The 15,425-nt window shown below is 48.5% G+C and carries 23 protein-coding genes; 1 reads left to right on the top strand and 22 read right to left on the bottom strand.

Annotated features, from left to right (window positions below):
• Nucleotides 1-2 precede the first annotated feature (2 nt).
• Nucleotides 3-1,157: an ankyrin repeat domain-containing protein gene (locus AC5JQH_RS23295; protein WP_153637274.1), complete on the top strand. Its 1,155-nt coding sequence runs from the start codon at nucleotides 3-5 to the stop codon at nucleotides 1,155-1,157.
• Between the two features lie 274 nt (nucleotides 1,158-1,431).
• Here the strand turns inward: AC5JQH_RS23295 and AC5JQH_RS23300 are convergent, their stop codons facing one another.
• The 22 genes from AC5JQH_RS23300 to gapS6a form a co-directional block, all read right to left on the bottom strand.
• Nucleotides 1,432-1,953 (bottom strand): hypothetical protein, encoded by a 522-nt coding sequence (locus AC5JQH_RS23300; RefSeq protein ID WP_493806184.1) that lies wholly within the window; start codon nucleotides 1,951-1,953, stop codon nucleotides 1,432-1,434.
• Between the two features lie 28 nt (nucleotides 1,954-1,981).
• On the bottom strand, nucleotides 1,982-2,419 hold the full coding sequence (locus AC5JQH_RS23305; protein ID WP_153637272.1) for a type II toxin-antitoxin system VapC family toxin: 438 nt from the start codon (nucleotides 2,417-2,419) through the stop codon (nucleotides 1,982-1,984).
• Nucleotides 2,419-2,637, bottom strand: a complete 219-nt coding sequence (locus tag AC5JQH_RS23310) for an AbrB family transcriptional regulator (RefSeq protein ID WP_136630282.1) — start codon at nucleotides 2,635-2,637, stop codon at nucleotides 2,419-2,421. Before AC5JQH_RS23310 ends, AC5JQH_RS23305 begins: the two co-directional genes overlap by 1 nt.
• A 239-nt stretch (nucleotides 2,638-2,876) precedes the next feature.
• Nucleotides 2,877-3,008: a hypothetical protein gene (locus AC5JQH_RS23315; RefSeq protein ID WP_264766268.1), complete on the bottom strand. Its 132-nt coding sequence runs from the start codon at nucleotides 3,006-3,008 to the stop codon at nucleotides 2,877-2,879.
• Between the two features lie 33 nt (nucleotides 3,009-3,041).
• Nucleotides 3,042-3,296, bottom strand: a complete 255-nt coding sequence (locus AC5JQH_RS23320; protein WP_136630281.1) for a hypothetical protein — start codon at nucleotides 3,294-3,296, stop codon at nucleotides 3,042-3,044.
• Nucleotides 3,297-3,325: 29 nt separating this feature from the next.
• The gene (ybiA, locus tag AC5JQH_RS23325; RefSeq protein WP_136630280.1) at nucleotides 3,326-3,946 is read right to left on the bottom strand and encodes a riboflavin biosynthesis intermediates N-glycosidase; all 621 of its coding nucleotides are present in this window, start codon (nucleotides 3,944-3,946) and stop codon (nucleotides 3,326-3,328) included.
• 48 nt (nucleotides 3,947-3,994) lie between these two features.
• On the bottom strand, nucleotides 3,995-4,291 hold the full coding sequence (locus AC5JQH_RS23330) for a hypothetical protein (protein WP_493806185.1): 297 nt from the start codon (nucleotides 4,289-4,291) through the stop codon (nucleotides 3,995-3,997).
• Between the two features lie 25 nt (nucleotides 4,292-4,316).
• Nucleotides 4,317-4,553, bottom strand: a complete 237-nt coding sequence (locus AC5JQH_RS23335; RefSeq protein WP_493806186.1) for a hypothetical protein — start codon at nucleotides 4,551-4,553, stop codon at nucleotides 4,317-4,319.
• A 32-nt stretch (nucleotides 4,554-4,585) separates the two neighbouring features.
• Nucleotides 4,586-4,801 carry a hypothetical protein gene (locus AC5JQH_RS23340; protein ID WP_482901976.1) on the bottom strand — a complete coding sequence of 72 codons (216 nt, stop codon included), beginning with the start codon at nucleotides 4,799-4,801 and terminating at the stop codon, nucleotides 4,586-4,588.
• A 28-nt stretch (nucleotides 4,802-4,829) separates the two neighbouring features.
• Nucleotides 4,830-5,114, bottom strand: a complete 285-nt coding sequence (locus tag AC5JQH_RS23345; protein ID WP_493806187.1) for a hypothetical protein — start codon at nucleotides 5,112-5,114, stop codon at nucleotides 4,830-4,832.
• A 224-nt stretch (nucleotides 5,115-5,338) separates the two neighbouring features.
• Entirely contained in the window at nucleotides 5,339-5,944 is a 606-nt protein-coding gene (locus tag AC5JQH_RS23350; protein WP_493806188.1) for a hypothetical protein, read from the bottom strand.
• Between the two features lie 29 nt (nucleotides 5,945-5,973).
• Nucleotides 5,974-6,531 (bottom strand): hypothetical protein, encoded by a 558-nt coding sequence (locus tag AC5JQH_RS23355; protein ID WP_493806189.1) that lies wholly within the window; start codon nucleotides 6,529-6,531, stop codon nucleotides 5,974-5,976.
• 43 nt (nucleotides 6,532-6,574) lie between these two features.
• Nucleotides 6,575-6,805 (bottom strand): hypothetical protein, encoded by a 231-nt coding sequence (locus AC5JQH_RS23360; RefSeq protein ID WP_085682308.1) that lies wholly within the window; start codon nucleotides 6,803-6,805, stop codon nucleotides 6,575-6,577.
• A 59-nt stretch (nucleotides 6,806-6,864) separates the two neighbouring features.
• A complete protein-coding gene (locus tag AC5JQH_RS23365; RefSeq protein WP_136630277.1) occupies nucleotides 6,865-7,431 on the bottom strand; it encodes a hypothetical protein in 567 nt (188 codons plus the stop codon).
• Nucleotides 7,432-7,465: 34 nt separating this feature from the next.
• Entirely contained in the window at nucleotides 7,466-7,714 is a 249-nt protein-coding gene (locus AC5JQH_RS23370; RefSeq protein ID WP_493806190.1) for a hypothetical protein, read from the bottom strand.
• 43 nt (nucleotides 7,715-7,757) lie between these two features.
• Nucleotides 7,758-8,426, bottom strand: a complete 669-nt coding sequence (locus tag AC5JQH_RS23375) for a hypothetical protein (protein WP_493806191.1) — start codon at nucleotides 8,424-8,426, stop codon at nucleotides 7,758-7,760.
• A 16-nt stretch (nucleotides 8,427-8,442) separates the two neighbouring features.
• Nucleotides 8,443-9,330: a hypothetical protein gene (locus AC5JQH_RS23380; protein WP_493806192.1), complete on the bottom strand. Its 888-nt coding sequence runs from the start codon at nucleotides 9,328-9,330 to the stop codon at nucleotides 8,443-8,445.
• Nucleotides 9,331-9,619: 289 nt separating this feature from the next.
• Nucleotides 9,620-9,934, bottom strand: a complete 315-nt coding sequence (locus AC5JQH_RS23385; RefSeq protein ID WP_092033719.1) for an antitoxin Xre/MbcA/ParS toxin-binding domain-containing protein — start codon at nucleotides 9,932-9,934, stop codon at nucleotides 9,620-9,622.
• A gap of 612 nt (nucleotides 9,935-10,546) precedes the next feature.
• Nucleotides 10,547-10,993 (bottom strand): hypothetical protein, encoded by a 447-nt coding sequence (locus tag AC5JQH_RS23390; protein WP_493806193.1) that lies wholly within the window; start codon nucleotides 10,991-10,993, stop codon nucleotides 10,547-10,549.
• Nucleotides 10,994-11,012: 19 nt separating this feature from the next.
• On the bottom strand, nucleotides 11,013-11,975 hold the full coding sequence (locus tag AC5JQH_RS23395) for an IS30 family transposase (protein WP_493805864.1): 963 nt from the start codon (nucleotides 11,973-11,975) through the stop codon (nucleotides 11,013-11,015).
• A gap of 66 nt (nucleotides 11,976-12,041) precedes the next feature.
• Nucleotides 12,042-14,999 carry a PIN domain-containing protein gene (locus tag AC5JQH_RS23400; RefSeq protein ID WP_493806194.1) on the bottom strand — a complete coding sequence of 986 codons (2,958 nt, stop codon included), beginning with the start codon at nucleotides 14,997-14,999 and terminating at the stop codon, nucleotides 12,042-12,044.
• Nucleotides 14,992-15,321, bottom strand: coding sequence for a GapS6a family protein (gene gapS6a, locus AC5JQH_RS23405; protein ID WP_138437830.1), 330 nt, complete (start codon nucleotides 15,319-15,321; stop codon nucleotides 14,992-14,994). Before gapS6a ends, AC5JQH_RS23400 begins: the two co-directional genes overlap by 8 nt.
• Nucleotides 15,322-15,425 lie beyond the last annotated feature (104 nt).

Raw genomic sequence — 15,425 nt, forward strand, 5'->3', positions numbered from 1 at the left:
TCATGAATAAAGCTTTTTCTTCCACGGCGGCCTTTCTGGCCGCCGTTTTAATCTCTGGCTGCGCCAGTCAGCAGAGTCTCACGGATGCCGCCAGCAGAAACGATATCGATGCGGTCGTCAAAATGGTTGAGGCCGGCATGGATCCGCTTGAGCCCAACGAGAATGGGCAGACCGCGTTTTCGATTGTCTATGACCATGCCTTTGAGAGTACCAGGACCGACCGGGCTGCCGAGGCCAGCCTTCCGGCATTTGCTCGGGAAATCGTGCGCAAGAGTGAACGCTGGGCCAGTGACTTGTGTGGCAAGGTACGAAATCGATCAATCACCGTTGAAGAGTTTGAAGACAAGCTGAACAACCCATGGGAAGGCGTGGTTCTCGACGTCCGTGGCAGCTACATGACGATGGACAACTACGTACCGTTAGCCCACTGCCTTGTGGTCGGCAACCGCACCGAATACCTCGATGTGCTGCTTGAGAATGGGGGTGACCCGAATGCAATTGGCAAGGACGATAGAAGAGCGTTGGACGTTGCGGTTTTCTATGGCCTGGTCAACGTCACGGAAATGCTATTGGACCGCGGTGCGGATCCGAAACTGACCATTGATGAAGAATCCAACGTTCTTGAGTACCTGGTCGGGAATTCCCAATTTGGCAACCGCGTCAATGACAAAGCGTTGCTACAGATGATCATTGCTGCAGGCATGGATGTGGATGCCCGAATCAAGGATTTGACGCCCATTGAGCATGCAATCCTCAATAACAATCTTGTTGCCGCTCAGATGTTGATCGACGCTGGCGCGGACCTAAGTCGGGCCCTCCATGTGGCCGGCTACTATGGAAAGGAGTACGCCACTGAGCTGCTCCTCCAGGCCAACGCGCCAACGGGCTCGCATCCGGAGTTCAGTGACGGCACAGCCTTACACACAGCCATCAGCGGCCTTGTTGACGGCCAGCACAGCAATGTAGATCTTGTCTTGGCCGTAGCTTCAGCCAGCACTCACTCTGAGCTAAATAAGCCAGATGATGGTGGGTACACGGTACTCTCCATGGCGAAACGCCTTGGTGACCAGAAATTGGTTAACGGTCTCAAAGCTGCCGGCGCTTCTCTCGAAGAGCAGGTGGTTTCAGCAGATGATTCAGCATCTGAAGGGAGCTGAGGAAATGGGGATTGAAGCGCTTGTTGGTAAGAGCCCTGCCCGAAGAGGGTTTAATAAGATGACAACAGCTGATCACCTGAAACTTGCCGTCAAAACAGCTCAGAGCCCTTTGGATTTTGTCTTCCACTTGGATACCAGCAGTTCGTACTCCCACGCTGGTTTCGTCGCTTATTCGCCCGTCAGAGTGTCCACAAAGCATGGCTCAACGGTTACCACGGATGGTGGATAGGAAAAGTGGGGGAGCGTAGCTTTTGATCGGCTTTCCTTGCCTTCGTTACTTCACCAATGATAGATGACTGGCGGTCTTGCCTTCGCACACCTTGATCGTTGGACTCATTCTCATGATCGTGAAGCCCATGTTTTTGAACCACGAACAGTCAAATCTTGGAAGATCGATAAAACCATTGTCCTCCGACCAGAAACGGCGACTAACTGAGTGAACCATGTCGACGTCACACATGCCGTCAGGATAAGCGCAGACGATCCACTGCCAGGAGCTATCAGGGCGTATTGGCCACGAGAAATCTTCAGGAACCAGCCGTCCGCGTTGCCCGCGATCGTCTCTGCCGCTGAGGCCATACACGAAAGCTCGGATGTGCCACATCGCTACAATTTTGTTTCGCCGTTCCCATTCCTTGGCGAGATGGCGAAAGGCTTGAAGTACCAATTCTCGCGGTAACCTTACCCGGAAACATGCCATGCCTTTTCGATACCACTCTTCGAAGTCCATGTTTGGGTAACCCGCCTCATCCACCGCTTTTAGATGAAAACTGGAAGCCGATAAGTCAGTCGTCATTGCAGAAAATCGAATTCCTATATAGCTACTATTTAGGCTCTTTAGTCCCATCAATCTTCAGTGCCGCTTTATCAAAGGTATACAGTGGGTACACTGACAGCGTTTTATTGATCCCGTATCTCTGGGATTTGTTCAGAATCAGTGCATCGGAAAAATCGGCTCGTTTGGTTTTCCCATTCACCTTTATGGGCTTGGCATTAACAAAATCATCTAGGGCGCACCAGACTGCATGGCCATCTTCCCACACGACATTCGGCTCTTCGGTTAGGCTGTGCACCACTTCCGCCAGCGCCTCTCTGGAGAGCGCATACCGCTTGCCTCGAAGCGTCCAGATAGTCTCAACTAAGACCACATCGGTGATTAGGATTTTCTCTGACCCCAGGAACAGGCTGCTTGCCTGTGCCGACTGCTTCGCCTCATCTTGCAGCAGATAGCGGAGTACCACATTTGTATCAACGGCAATCATCAGCTAACAGCACTCTCAAGAGATTCTTCATCGCTTACCTGGTCATTGACTGAAATCCCTTTAAGCAGACCACTGGCAGCTCCTTTGTGCTTAATAACTATGGAAATAACACCCTTTCGACTGACAAAGCTCTCATACTCATCGCCAGGCTGAATGCCTGCAATGGAGCACTGTTCAGCAGGAAGAGTCACCTGTCTTTTTTGGCTGACAACTGGCATACGAGACCTCTTTACTATGGAGTACAAGTAAAGCTTATCACCGATTTACAAAGGACGCAAAGTAAAGAGTGTGGGGCTAGCGGCCCGGCAAACTGCAAGCAGGGCGGTTTCCCATTGGTGGATCTATTTTTTCTGACGTAGATCTAATCTCGGGACCAGTGTAACTGGTCAAGAGAAAGTTACCAACTCTATTAGTAAGTTACCAACTTTATTGTGTTGTTACCGACTTTATTACGATCTCACAGTTCGTTACCCGCCGCCTCACGGTATTTGCGATTCTTTCGCGGGCTCTGGTTCAGTAGCCTACTTCGAATCTTCTGGCTCACTTCTTTGCGCCAGGCTTCTGAGAGTTGTTCAAGTGTGCGAGGCATAGTCGTATCCCGCCCGTTGTCAGTATGGCGCCTTCAACCGTTATCAGAACCAGGCTTGTTCATCATCGCCTGAAGCATGACATTCACCACCTCAATGCTTGAGGTCTTTTGATTTCTGGTAGAAAAGTTGATTCCGGCTAGCAATCCAGCAATCTGGGTTTTCGATGACTGAATTTCCTTTTCAAGCAGGTGATTTTCAGCGTGTGCCAACTCAAGCAATCTGCTTAGTCGAGCATTGCTCTCTATCAACCGTTCAATGATTTCGGATTTGCTCGTGCTATCAGCCATTCGATTTCCAATGTCAGTATTTCCTATGTTTATCCTGGCGACGGCCCCGGCTCATGAATTTCTTCATTGTCAAGCGCAAGAACAGAAGAGGCTGAATCTAAAGAAATTTCAGATAAGGCTTGCTTCATCGCCTCATGCGCCCGCTCAGGCAAGGACTGGTGTATGTAGTTGTTGATCAAGAATGAGCGCACCTCAGAGATGACCTTTCCGAGTCGGTTATCGCCGCGCCAGCGTTCAGGATAAATCGCATCGGGATGATCTGCCTTTAAACCAATTCCCCAGATTCTGTCGTAAGGGCTTGCCTCTACAATCATCCGGTCACCCGTCGCCAAAAGTTCCCTCAGCAGATCCGGGTTTTGCAGAAATTTCTCACGACATCCGATCCCAACAATTTTTTCGCACTCCTGGTCCCAGGTTTTCTCCACAAACCCACGAACCTCTCGACCAAGCGCTTTACATTTTCTGGGGTCCCGCGTGTTCAGGATTTCCTCAGCCACAGATCGGTCCCCAAAGAGCTGGGCTTTCCCGAACATCATGAACTGCTCGACATGGGAAAATGAATTCCCTTTGTAGCGGAACGGGGATGGGTGCCAGTTTGAAAAAGGATCTTTGTTACCCCAGAAGAACACAAAATCAGCCGTAGTTTTCATCGCAAACCTATTTGGTTAATGAAGGTTCCCAGCCGTCGGTTTCCTATGTCATTTCGCCCGAGCGTAGCCGTCGGCCTCAAGGCGTTTCATCAGTTGCTGTTCGGTGCCAGGCATGAACCAAGTGTCTTTGCTCCAAGTCACCGAACGGTTGCCGATTTGGCTTGAGCGGACACTGATTCCCGGAAGGCCACCGTCGAACTCGGAGTGTCCAGGCTGCATCACCCGAATGATCTCGATCGCGTCGGACGGGCCGCACTTTCGCCAGACCTGACCTTTGGCGAGCGGGCTCGGTGCGAATGGTTCAGTGAACTCCCAGCCGCCCGGCAAATTCTCAGGAAATTTCATGGCGTCCTCCCGTATTCCCATGCTGTTACTGATTAGGTACGACGCTGGCCTTGCTCAACCAAGCGCCAAACGTGGGTACCGGGGTCGGGGCCATACGTTCTTTGCCGCCCGGTACACGCCAGAAGACCTCTCCTAGCACGGTACGGTGATCAAACTGGCTGATCTCAAGCCCTGATACTCTAGTAACTTCCCGTCGCTTGCCGTCTCGTTCAAACGTCTTTCCAACAAGGGACTCTGCTTCTTCAATGCTTTTCAGCGCCATCATTGCCTCCGGCCCGAATTCCCATCAGAAATTTAGCTGTATGCGCCGCCGATCAGTCGCGTCAAAAGCGTCGATCCATGCAACGCCCAAAACAAGCTGGAACCACCAGTGAGGAGGCATGCTACGGACCAAAAGATCATCGCTTCCGGCAGCAAAGAATCAAATGACTCGCTCAGGAAGAACAATCCTCCGGATATGCCGGCCAGTCCTACTAACACCCCCAGCGCTCGCAATACCTTGTCGAACATATCCACGCTCCGGTTTCCCATCCTGTTATTACTGGTTCTTGAGCACTGCGAGGGCTTTCTCGTATTGCTCCCACTTACGATCTAAGACATCTTCGCGGCAGGTTTTGACCAACGCCTTAATAGGGTCGATTGTTGAAGCCATATTCGCGTCAATTTGGGTGATCTTGTCTACCCGATATTCAAACCCATTCACCAGCCCGCCGCCTTTCCAGCGGGGTAGAACAACAAACGCTTCGTTCTGACGTTCATCCACTCGTTCTTCGAGATGTATTTCTACTGTTCCACCTTCGAATTCAAATTCGTCTGCAATCATGCTCAACCTCGAATTCCAATTTCAGTGTGGGTTTGGGGTATTGGCTTCGCTACGCAATCGTTCAAGCTCCGCAACGGCGTCAGGATCATCACACGCAGCCATGCACATCAGGCAATCACCTCCGAGATTGCGATGCTCGGGCGCAGAGTCGAGGACAACCCTGCAAATAGCACACCGTGGTGCGTTGTACTCTGCCTGTGGTTCGCCGCTCATACGTTTTCCCATCAGTTAATTTGAGCGGCCAAGGTGTCTATCTCTTCCAGAATGGCGACTACCCGGCATCGCTCCCTCTCTAGCAAAAGTTTCAAATGACGTGCTGCGTCATCAACCTGGGATTGCAGGTTTGAAGGCTCAATGTCCGCTGTTACGCTAAACACAAACGCCCAGTTCGGATCGTGGCGCGATTTTCCGTCCACATCAGGGCCAGGCACCGGTAACGGTGGCTTAAATGACCAAACAATATTCCAGGCAGCCGGCTTGTATAGATCTTTTGCAAGCTCAAGCGTCCCTATCCTGACCTGTATGTGTTCGATGGTATTCTTGGCCTGCCCGCGAAGTTCACAGCTCCGCTTACTCTCGGCTTGAAACGCTTCAACAAGGTCATCGCTCAGTCGCCAGCCCTCTCCGCCTCTTGGGCCTGGCGCAGGGATTATCCACTTATGCTCCGAAAGCTTTAGCCACCCCAGAAAATCGTCCTTGGGCCAGAGCTCTTGTCCACCCGCATGGCGGTACTGTCCTTTGAATCGACGCCACAAGTCTTGACGGGTAAAACGTTCCGTGCCGAACCACCCCCAAAACTCTCGCATGACGATAGTGAGTCTTTTCCGCATCAGGCCTCACCAATTCCCATCCTAATTCTTCAGCCCAACCAGCTAGGGCGAGGTTCCGTTTCTTTAGCGTCGATCGGCCTATGGCCGGATCTCCATGCCAACCGATGAATGTCGAGGATAGATTGCGCCACTTTCGCGCTATCCACCGCATCGAGCCTTACGGTCGCTGTTACTGTGCTTGGCCCATCCATCTTCGATCCAAGGGGAACGAGCTTGAGGGTTATGTATGCGTCCCGGTAACCAGGAGCATCCCCATACGTTACGAACTTTGCCTCAAGATCTACTGGCTCGCCGTCTGCTGCCAAATCAACAAATCTCTGGTCAGCCTCTTGTTTCTTAACCTGGCGTCGGGTCTGCTCCACATCGTCCAACTGGGCAACAACACGCTTAGATGCCGTAGGTATCAGCGCAGACCAGTCCGGACCTACCCGGTCCAACGCCTCGGCGATTGTCATTCCGCGATCAGCCAGAGCGGCATGGTCATTGAGTATCAACGCCGCAACGAGCGCTTCCCCGGTAGAGAGTGTTCCATAACCGTTTCGAGCCGCAGCCAATGCGCTCGAAACCATGTGGGTTAAATGATCCATAACCGGATTCCCATTGGTGGATCTATTTTTTTCTGACGTAGATCTAATCTCGGGACCAGTGTAACTGGTCAAGAGAAATTGCAAGCAACACCGCCCCTAGTAATGCAAACACTCCGGTAACAACTTTTATAGTTAATCCGCCTTCAATAATCCCTTCGTAACCAAAAACAGTAAGGAGAGCGGCTAAAATGACCAAAATTGAGCCGGCCCACATAAATCTGGATGAATGGCCTCTGCTATTGTTGGTCTTCGCGTTATTAACAGGTCGTTCCATTTTAAGTGCTCCGTTTTCCCATGATAATCACCCAGTTTTTCGGGCGACGGATTTCTAAACTATCTTTCCAGACCGAAGCTTTCCCAGACACGATCGGCAACTTTTTTCAGATAGCCGGGCTCTTCCACCTGCCCGGCAACTGGCCACCAAACCTGAATAAAGCTTTCATGGACAGAAGTAGGGACTGCCAAAAAATCATCCCCAAAAATTCTAATAACGGTTCCACCTTCAGCCGAGATGTTGCGCATCACATCTTGTGGTTGGAAATAAGGAAAGAGATCGTTAATCCAATCTGGATACCCGGTTACCATTGGGTATTGGTCCTCAAAAACAAGGTCGAAAGCGCTCTCTTTCTGAAGTAGCCTTCTGAGATTACTACCCTCAGATTCTTGCATTGTTTTCAGCAGGTCTATCTGCTCTCTAACCAGCTCATCGGAAACTACCTTGTAAGGTTCACGTTTATGTCCGGCAGTTTTTGATAGCTCCTCTAATGCGGTGTTCATGTCGTTCTCTGCATCCGTGAACACCTCGATCAGAAAGGCTATGGCTACATGAAGCTGATGATAATTATTCGAGCTTCTGACAAGTTCATCGCTATATACTTCGAGGTGCTTTTTCTTAGTCATTTCTGATCCTATCTCCCCAGAACCGATTTCCCATCTATTTATGTCTGACCTTTGGCTTCTGAAAAGCGAACGGCAACCAACTCGCTGCAAACAAGAGAACACCAATGCCTGCCAGTAATTGACTGAAGGTGTATTTGGCACCGAAGAACATGACAGAAGTTGCACCAACTGCGAACAGAATCATCGGAATCAGAAAAGCCACGCGGGCGGAAAAGGTATTCAGCGGTCCATCAACCAATAGGCTCTCTACTTGGCGTTTCGTCAAAAAGTAGTCCTCATGCATCGATTCTCCCGGATTCCCATGTTCTGAAAATCTTGTTGATGCGTTAAAGCTCACGCATGGAGCGGGCGGTCGCAATCTTCTTTTGCTGGGCCTCATTCAAAAACATTGGGCTGACATCATTGGCAAATGGATGATCGAAAGTCTGTGCAAAGACCTTTAGCATTTTTGCTGAGAAACCACTGGAGTCATTAATCTGTCCAGAAAAGATCATAGGTAGTGATCCAAGGCCTCCGAAGCGGTTTTCTCCTTCGGCGTAGAAGTGCTTGAGTATCCCGTTCACCGCGCTCTCCAGAATGTCTTCTGTTCCGTCGTCGTCAATGATGATGACACCATTGAAATCATTAGGTGGTGCTGACCGCGTGTAGGTGGTCAGCCACGCATTCGTCCTCAGATCATGGGCTTGATAATTTCCCTCTTGCGCTCGTGCCACCAGGGTTTTGAGATAACTGAAAATCTGGCTCTCGGTCAGAGCTCCTTTGGTGGCGCTCTCTAGGGAGTCATCAAAGAGCTTGACCATCACACGGTCACGGATCTCGGGATAATCGCCAATCAACGTGTCTCGGACCCTGATGCCCAATCCTTTCCAGTCGGTCTGCTTGAGATTGTGGAAGGGCAGCGACCCCGTTTGAGCCACCTTTTCGCCGAAGCGGCGGTCATCGGTCAGTATCGATAATGAAAAAAACAGCGTGTATGTAGTGCCTTGTTTGTTCATGTTTGTCGAATTCTCATTAATTGATTGATGACCCATGGCTACGTATGGCTATCTCTCCAAGACATGCAGCAGCCTCCGAGAAAACGTTAAAGAAGATATAGGTCCCGTGTACTTGCGTTACGTGATGACCACTTTCAATGATCAGCTCACTTAGAGCTTGAACAGATGGGTTATCGCTGTGATTTTTCATGATCGATTGGATAGCTTTCTCAACCATGCTCTCGTTTTTAGCCAGCCAACAATCGAACACATGGAGGTAGGCGGGGGAGCCCTCGCCGGTGCGGTTCGTCAGCTTAGTTGTGAATTCGTCCCAGGTTATGGACCTCAACTCATCTCCCCACTCAACTGGCTCAAATACTGGGCGGAGGTATTTGCCTTCGGACTCGAACCTTTGTTCAAGGTAGGGCTCAGAGATTATTTCGCTGATCCAGTCCGAGATTTCAGCCAGAAGGGTGCTTCTGTTTGAAACAAAATAGTCCTTGATCAGTTCCGCAATTTGTTTAGCGTCGTCCTCGGATATTTTCGGTGCAAGCTTTGTGGATACACGGCCCTGGCCATCGATTGTGATACTCGCGATCAAATCTGCCTCGTTGCTCTCCTCAATCGTATTGTTGGGCCTAGTTATAAGCCCATAGAGTCTCCGTAATACGTTGACCAGATCACGCACAGGAATGCCACCGCATCGGCTATCCGCATAATCAGAACCTGAATCATTGAGTAGGTTATGGGGTACGCTGTCTAGGAATTTCCACAAATATGGCCCGGCAAGCTCTAAAGAGTCTCCATTCTCAAAGAAGACCGCTGCCGTCTCGGCTCTTTGATGCGCTACGTCGATAATGTCGCCTGCGCACGGTTTAGCCATTTGGATTTCGATATGCTGAAGACCAGGCAGTATTTTTTCCATGTCGCAACTATAACTATAAAAACTATCCCAATCGAGTGAGTGAGTGCGTAAATGCTCATTTTCTATATTAGTACCTGTACTAAACATGAATACTAAAACTCTCGTTGGGACTACCTACCAAGATTGAGGACAAAGCCCGCTCGCCGCAAGAGGCGATAAAAAAGGATCTTATGCTCACCCAGTGGTCGCAAATCGAACATTACGACGGGATATTTGACAAGATTTCCTGCACAGAGCTCTATCATTTCGCATATTCGTGTTTTGAGTAGACATAAATCCTAGGGTAGGCTCAACTGAAATCACCATGCTCAATTTTTTGAAGCACCGACGCTATCCGGCAACAACCGTCAGGGGTACCCAGCAGGTCGCAAGGTCTTTCATCTTCAAGCCCTGGAATCGGGCGCTGGATCCACTCCAGTGCTTGTTCCCGAGATTCCAAGATTCGTATCGACTGATGAACAACGTCGACTGAGTGCCGCGTGATGACCAGTTCCAATCCAATCGGCACCATCCGTTCCCACTCTCGAAGCGTGTCTGGAATCGGGGCGTCTGGGTCACACTGGGACACGAGATCACCCAAGTTGTAGGATTTTCTTTCCGTCATCCAGATCCCTCCGACTTGGCATCAAAAGTCCATTCTCCACCGAACAATCCACAAAAGGAAGGCGTCTTACGTTGCTCATATCGCGGCCTGTGGGCACTAGCGAGAGAATAGTAAGCTAAGAGTCTCCACATCAACATAAATTGGCTGCGCTTGGGTCGCAAAGCGAACATTCAGATGGTCCGATAACGCCAGCGGTATCCGGCACCGCAGCACAGGGAACCATAGCCCGAAAGCGATATGGTGTCCGGTTGACCGCCCGGTTAGGAACCGTTTACCCGTTGTTTTGCTTTTGGTACTCATTATCGAACGCCAACTCCCAATACTTTGTACCAGCTTGACCCAAAGCACCAGGAACCAGAGTACCGAACAAGCAGGCTTTCCCTTAGGCTAAACGGGATAGCCACGCAACCTTTGGACTGAATAACCGGCCGAAGGCGATAACCGACAAGGGGTGTGTTACTGCCGATGCCAAACCCCTGAACCGCCCTAACGGCCATCGGAGAGAAATTCCTGGTCAAACCACAGAGCAGACCGATAGCGTCTGGCCCCAAGGCCAACCTGATGATGGCCTTAGATCTGCTTTTGAATCCCTCTAAGAACGGGGGATTACTATTACTCGCCTTTAGCACCAGATTGAAGATCGCCTAGACAACTATTGATCTCAGTAATTGATAAGAAATGTCCTTTGGCATACACACTTCCAGCTCTTCTTACTAGGTTGATTAAAGACGGCATTTCGTGAATTGTGTCGAACAACTCAAGGAAAAATCGTGCAAGACGCTCTTCACGGGAAAGTTTTTCATCATTTAGTTGGATAGTAGACGCGATAAGACAGCATGTATAAAAAACGGACAGGGTACCACTACCGTGCCGGAGTTTTAGCCGGCCTTCAGAATCGATGACCTCCCCGGCGCGCATCGCACCTATTAAGTTTGCGATACAAATTTTCTTGATTATTGAAAGCGCGTTTGGAATGCAACTAAGTTCGTCCTGATACCTTATTAAGGCATCTTTCAAAATCTCGTCATGAGCGACTTCTTGACTCGTGGATTCAACCAATAACCGCAGCACCGCTCATTTATAGTGCCCCGGAATATTCACCCCAGAACACCTCTGCCGGTGTCCGGTAACCCAGCCGTTTCCTGGGTCGGTTATTCAGCTGCTCAACCACTCGATTGATTTGAGTTTGGGACAGCTTGGCGAAGTTCGTCCCTTTCGGGTAGTACTGGCGTAGCAAACCATTCGTGTTCTCATTGGTGCCTCGCTGACCCGAGCAATACGGATCACAAAAATAGGCGTCCAAGTTCAGCGCTTTGGCCATGTGTTCATGCTCTGAAAACTCACTGCCGTTATCCAAGGTCAAAGTTTGAGCCGCGCCCCGAATCGGCTGCAGAAGACGAATCACGGTTCGCGCTGTCTGTTTGGCCGTGATCTCGGGTAGACGACCTGCAAGCAAGTAGCCACTCCGACGCTCAACCAGAGTTACTACACCAGATTGCTTGTGGCCCTGAAGAACTGTGTCGCCTTCCCAGTGCCCCAGCGCGCCGCGGCTTTCAACTTCTTCCGGGCGATGTTCAATGCCCGTGCGATTGGGTATTTTGCCTAAGCCTGCATCCTTGGCATTGCGCCTACGACCGCGGCTGTTTCTGTGCCGGCAATAGCGCCAGAGATTGCCGCCGCTGAGCCGGTCACGATGGATCAGATCATAGATCCACTGGTGACTGACACGAACCGGCGTCTTCATGCGATTCATGAAGCCGGCGATCTGTTCAGGGCTCCAGTGTTGCTTTAATCGTGTGCTGACCCACTCTGTCAGCCACTGCAATCTTTTGTGCCATTTAAAGGCTCGGCTGCGCCTGGCGTTCGACTGTTGCTGCGCGTGCTCGGGGTCATAGCCCGAGGTGCTGTTTCGCCTTAACTCACGGCTAACGGTGCTGCTGTGGCAACCGATTATTCCGGCGATCTGTCGTTGGCTTTTGCCGGCCACACGCAAGGCCGAAATCTGATATCGTTGTGTCTGGGTCAGTTGTCGGTACTTCATCACTGCTTCACTTTGGTCGGTAAAGTCCGTGAGGGTACCGGCAACGGCCCTCCCATCTCTACCTGGTTACACCAAAGTGCTGCAGTTATTATCTGAATTCACGCTGAAAGCAAGTTGGATTAAGTGCTCAATAGTTATCGAACAGGGAAAGTCATGGAACAAATGAAGTTGAATTGCAGTGGCCATAGCTTCAATTTCGCGATTTGCACCAAGCTGCACCGAAAAACGAGAGACATTGACTGAACGCCCGCCTTTCCCACCCAGCAATCTTGCAAAAAAAGGATCGATCGACATCCAATCTAAATCGTTTGAAAACGCGAGAATAATACTCGATTCAACGGACTCATCGATTAAATCTCGACACTCATTAATTTCCTCTGGAAGGTCAACTGAATTAGGCGATTGGATTTCGGATGATTCGATAATAAATTTCATCCACTCCTGAAGATCAACGGTACCGTTATAGATTTCTGTACTACCTGACCGGATCAATTCCCCGTCGTCGGTCAAATCAATCGTCAAGTAATCGTCGCGATTAACATCATCAATCCAATTCTCTATGATAGCCTTAGTTTCTCGTGTAATAATCGTCGATATTCCGCTTGACCTAAACGTCTCAGAGAGTCCAGAATAAAAAATATAAGTTATTGACCATATATCTAGAATTATTTCTGTAGGATTTTCAGAACCAAAACTTGGGATGCCCGAGTTTTTGTATTTACGATCGAAAAGTATTGCGATCATACCCTTAATAGGATTAGAGAGGTCGAACCGCTTACCTCTCATGTATATTGGAATGTCTGAATTTTCTAAGATAGGATCAGCATCTTTCTTAAGAAACTGCATCTTCTTCTTTATACTGCTTATAAACTCCTCAGGGTCCGCTGGCATCGTGAAACTTTGAAATGAATCGGTACCATCATTGATTGAACTCCTAATCTTCGTAGAAATACGAAAAACACCAACATATGGAGGAAGGAATTCGTTTACCTCATACTCACTCATACCAATATTAAATTTGCTGCCTTTGCTTGAGTTGAGCAGGGCATCACCTAAAGGAGTACGAGAGTCTATGAACGCTGAGTGTTTGTATTCTGGATTTTTAACTATGAGTTTCAGCTGTTGTTCACCATCGACTGTATAACTGACGGCCAACACGCAATCGTCAACAGTATCACGAAGATCAAGATTCTGCCCCTTCATTTCTATTACAGAAAGATGGAAGTCAGTGATAAGCCTTGCCGACCCTTCTGGGTCTTCAAGAAACCATTTGATCAACTTGGTTTCCATCAGTTCAACGTGCCCTTGGGCAAGGAATTCAGATAAAAGCCTAGCCGCATTTTCTGAAGGCTTGTCCAAAATATCGGTAGATATTAAATCAAGTATACCGGCAATCTGTGAATCATCAGCACCTTGTCGTCTATTTAAATAAATCAAATTAAACCATGATTCGATCGACGTTGGTTTAAAGTGTAAGGCATTTTTTATAGCACCCACTGCATCTGGTAAATGGTTAAGAGTCTCCTGCTTTTTCGCCTCAATTCTCCATACATTATAATTCCAATATTTTTTTGGAATTCGATCCAGTGTCACACTTAAAGTATCCAGTTGAGTACTGTGTAAGAGCGCGTGCAAATACAATTCGACGAGTGGTGAGAGCCAGAGGTTACCCGTTGGTATAAAATGACTCAGTATCTTGCATGCAGGCGTACTTAAGTTCGCTTTCAGGAGATGGTGACAAAGTGCGTGAATTCTGAAAGGATTAATATCTTTTAGGGAATCTTTGTGATCGTCCAAGAATCGATCACTTTTCTCTCGTAACTGCAATCTCTCTTTTGGGTTGCTTTCCAGCACAAATGCATGCAACTCAAGCTCGACAAAGTCTTTAAGTAAAGCGCTATCTTCAGTAACGCCCCCGCCACTGTTAATCCACTCCTTTATTTTCTCCTTATCGCCAACATTAAGAAGAATCGCAGATTCATCAATGCTAATATAATTGCTTTTCAGTATCTCTGAAACTTTGTTTCTTCGAAAAATCTCATCTCTTTCGCACTTCCCAATCAAAAATGGTAGGCCATCTGAGTAATCAAAGTTTCCCGAGTTAAAGCCACGAATTGCCTTAGCTATATTTGGAGTTGTTTTCTCAATGGTGGCAATGAAATCAGTACAAATATCTAATAAATCAGAAATTTCACCGGCAGAAAATTCTAGGAGGTTGGCCGACCAAATAAATAGGCGATGCTCCTTCCCTTCAGTAAAATTTATTAAATCAATGATCTCATTGCAAATCCCAAGAAGGATTTGGTAGTTGTCATGATTTAATGTCCAAAAATTTTGAACGCCCTCAGTTTTAAAAAAGGATTGTATTCTACATGCAATATTAATCGTTTTACTATTGACACTATCATATTGATCTACCAGGTGGTCAGATAACTCCTCAGCAACTTCTGGCTCACCAACTCGTAGCAACCCCCTAATGAGCCCGCAAAGCACAGGCTCAGAAAATTCAAACCGCGTCCTCTCTGCTTCTTCACTGAGGCGGTCGATGTCTGCGACATATTCAAGATAGGCTTCCTTGCTTAGAAATTCTTCTTCAAGGGGGATTCTGATACCTGAAAAGTCCGGGGAATCCCTTGTAGCAATCGCTCTGATCAAAGTAGCGTTCGCTAAATCCTTTGCGAACGTACTCTTACACCCCGTCCTTAGCTCATTTAGTTTCTTGAAAGATGCCTTGGTATCTTTACCTACGGCAAAGTCCGTCAGGATCTTTATTAACTCCAGCAATTTCCTGGCCTCGCCCTCTAAACGCGACGAACCCTCTAGAGCTTCTACTGCCGCTTCGGCAGAATCGGTGATCCGATGCCGGATAAAAACTAAGATCTGTACCACTGAGCCTTCGATATCATCTACCGAAATACCGGGGGAATATATTTTATCCCCAGCTACATTGTCCCCTTGCCCTTTATGCTCTTGAGTTACTTGTGCTTGGCAACCGGAAGAAGTATGGGGTTCACGCTCAATCATCCTTCACCACTTTATCTCGACCCACGTTGTCACCAGTTCCATTGTGTATTTGGTTAATATTTGTTTGATTTGAAGGCTGTATTTCTTTCATTAATTGGGTCAAACGATCTGAATTCTGAATTTTCCTCTTGATAGCAGCTTCACTCATGTCCTGATTTATACCTATTCCATTGATCTCATTGGCAATTTCGTCAGCCGAGTCATCATCGAGAACCCACTCTTTGAGGCGGCTTTTAAGTGCTTGCCCTGTGACCTTCGCCTGGTATTTAAGAACATCATAGATTACGCCGGATAACACTGCTGCTGACATTAAATCCAACATTTTACTTTGTACTCCAGTTCGTGGTGTCTTGATTTATATGGCACGGGTTTCGTTCATATTGACAGGTTATTGGGCGGACAGATTTTAGCATCGGTATTGGATCG

Source organism: Marinobacter sp. H13, from assembly GCF_059072335.1.

Bases quoted from the DNA above. Each gene is read 5' to 3' on its own strand.
- AC5JQH_RS23295 (WP_153637274.1), top strand. From the start codon at position 3: ATGAATAAAGCTTTTTCTTCCACGGCGGCCTTTCTGGCCGCCGTTTTA.
- AC5JQH_RS23300 (WP_493806184.1), bottom strand. From the start codon at position 1,953: ATGACGACTGACTTATCGGCTTCCAGTTTTCATCTAAAAGCGGTGGAT.
- AC5JQH_RS23305 (WP_153637272.1), bottom strand. From the start codon at position 2,419: ATGATTGCCGTTGATACAAATGTGGTACTCCGCTATCTGCTGCAAGAT.
- AC5JQH_RS23310 (WP_136630282.1), bottom strand. From the start codon at position 2,637: ATGCCAGTTGTCAGCCAAAAAAGACAGGTGACTCTTCCTGCTGAACAG.
- AC5JQH_RS23315 (WP_264766268.1), bottom strand. From the start codon at position 3,008: ATGCCTCGCACACTTGAACAACTCTCAGAAGCCTGGCGCAAAGAAGTG.
- AC5JQH_RS23320 (WP_136630281.1), bottom strand. From the start codon at position 3,296: ATGGCTGATAGCACGAGCAAATCCGAAATCATTGAACGGTTGATAGAG.
- ybiA (WP_136630280.1), bottom strand. From the start codon at position 3,946: ATGAAAACTACGGCTGATTTTGTGTTCTTCTGGGGTAACAAAGATCCT.
- AC5JQH_RS23330 (WP_493806185.1), bottom strand. From the start codon at position 4,291: ATGAAATTTCCTGAGAATTTGCCGGGCGGCTGGGAGTTCACTGAACCA.
- AC5JQH_RS23335 (WP_493806186.1), bottom strand. From the start codon at position 4,553: ATGGCGCTGAAAAGCATTGAAGAAGCAGAGTCCCTTGTTGGAAAGACG.
- AC5JQH_RS23340 (WP_482901976.1), bottom strand. From the start codon at position 4,801: ATGTTCGACAAGGTATTGCGAGCGCTGGGGGTGTTAGTAGGACTGGCC.
- AC5JQH_RS23345 (WP_493806187.1), bottom strand. From the start codon at position 5,114: ATGATTGCAGACGAATTTGAATTCGAAGGTGGAACAGTAGAAATACAT.
- AC5JQH_RS23350 (WP_493806188.1), bottom strand. From the start codon at position 5,944: ATGCGGAAAAGACTCACTATCGTCATGCGAGAGTTTTGGGGGTGGTTC.
- AC5JQH_RS23355 (WP_493806189.1), bottom strand. From the start codon at position 6,531: ATGGATCATTTAACCCACATGGTTTCGAGCGCATTGGCTGCGGCTCGA.
- AC5JQH_RS23360 (WP_085682308.1), bottom strand. From the start codon at position 6,805: ATGGAACGACCTGTTAATAACGCGAAGACCAACAATAGCAGAGGCCAT.
- AC5JQH_RS23365 (WP_136630277.1), bottom strand. From the start codon at position 7,431: ATGACTAAGAAAAAGCACCTCGAAGTATATAGCGATGAACTTGTCAGA.
- AC5JQH_RS23370 (WP_493806190.1), bottom strand. From the start codon at position 7,714: ATGCATGAGGACTACTTTTTGACGAAACGCCAAGTAGAGAGCCTATTG.
- AC5JQH_RS23375 (WP_493806191.1), bottom strand. From the start codon at position 8,426: ATGAACAAACAAGGCACTACATACACGCTGTTTTTTTCATTATCGATA.
- AC5JQH_RS23380 (WP_493806192.1), bottom strand. From the start codon at position 9,330: ATGGAAAAAATACTGCCTGGTCTTCAGCATATCGAAATCCAAATGGCT.
- AC5JQH_RS23385 (WP_092033719.1), bottom strand. From the start codon at position 9,934: ATGACGGAAAGAAAATCCTACAACTTGGGTGATCTCGTGTCCCAGTGT.
- AC5JQH_RS23395 (WP_493805864.1), bottom strand. From the start codon at position 11,975: ATGAAGTACCGACAACTGACCCAGACACAACGATATCAGATTTCGGCC.
- AC5JQH_RS23400 (WP_493806194.1), bottom strand. From the start codon at position 14,999: ATGATTGAGCGTGAACCCCATACTTCTTCCGGTTGCCAAGCACAAGTA.
- gapS6a (WP_138437830.1), bottom strand. From the start codon at position 15,321: ATGTTGGATTTAATGTCAGCAGCAGTGTTATCCGGCGTAATCTATGAT.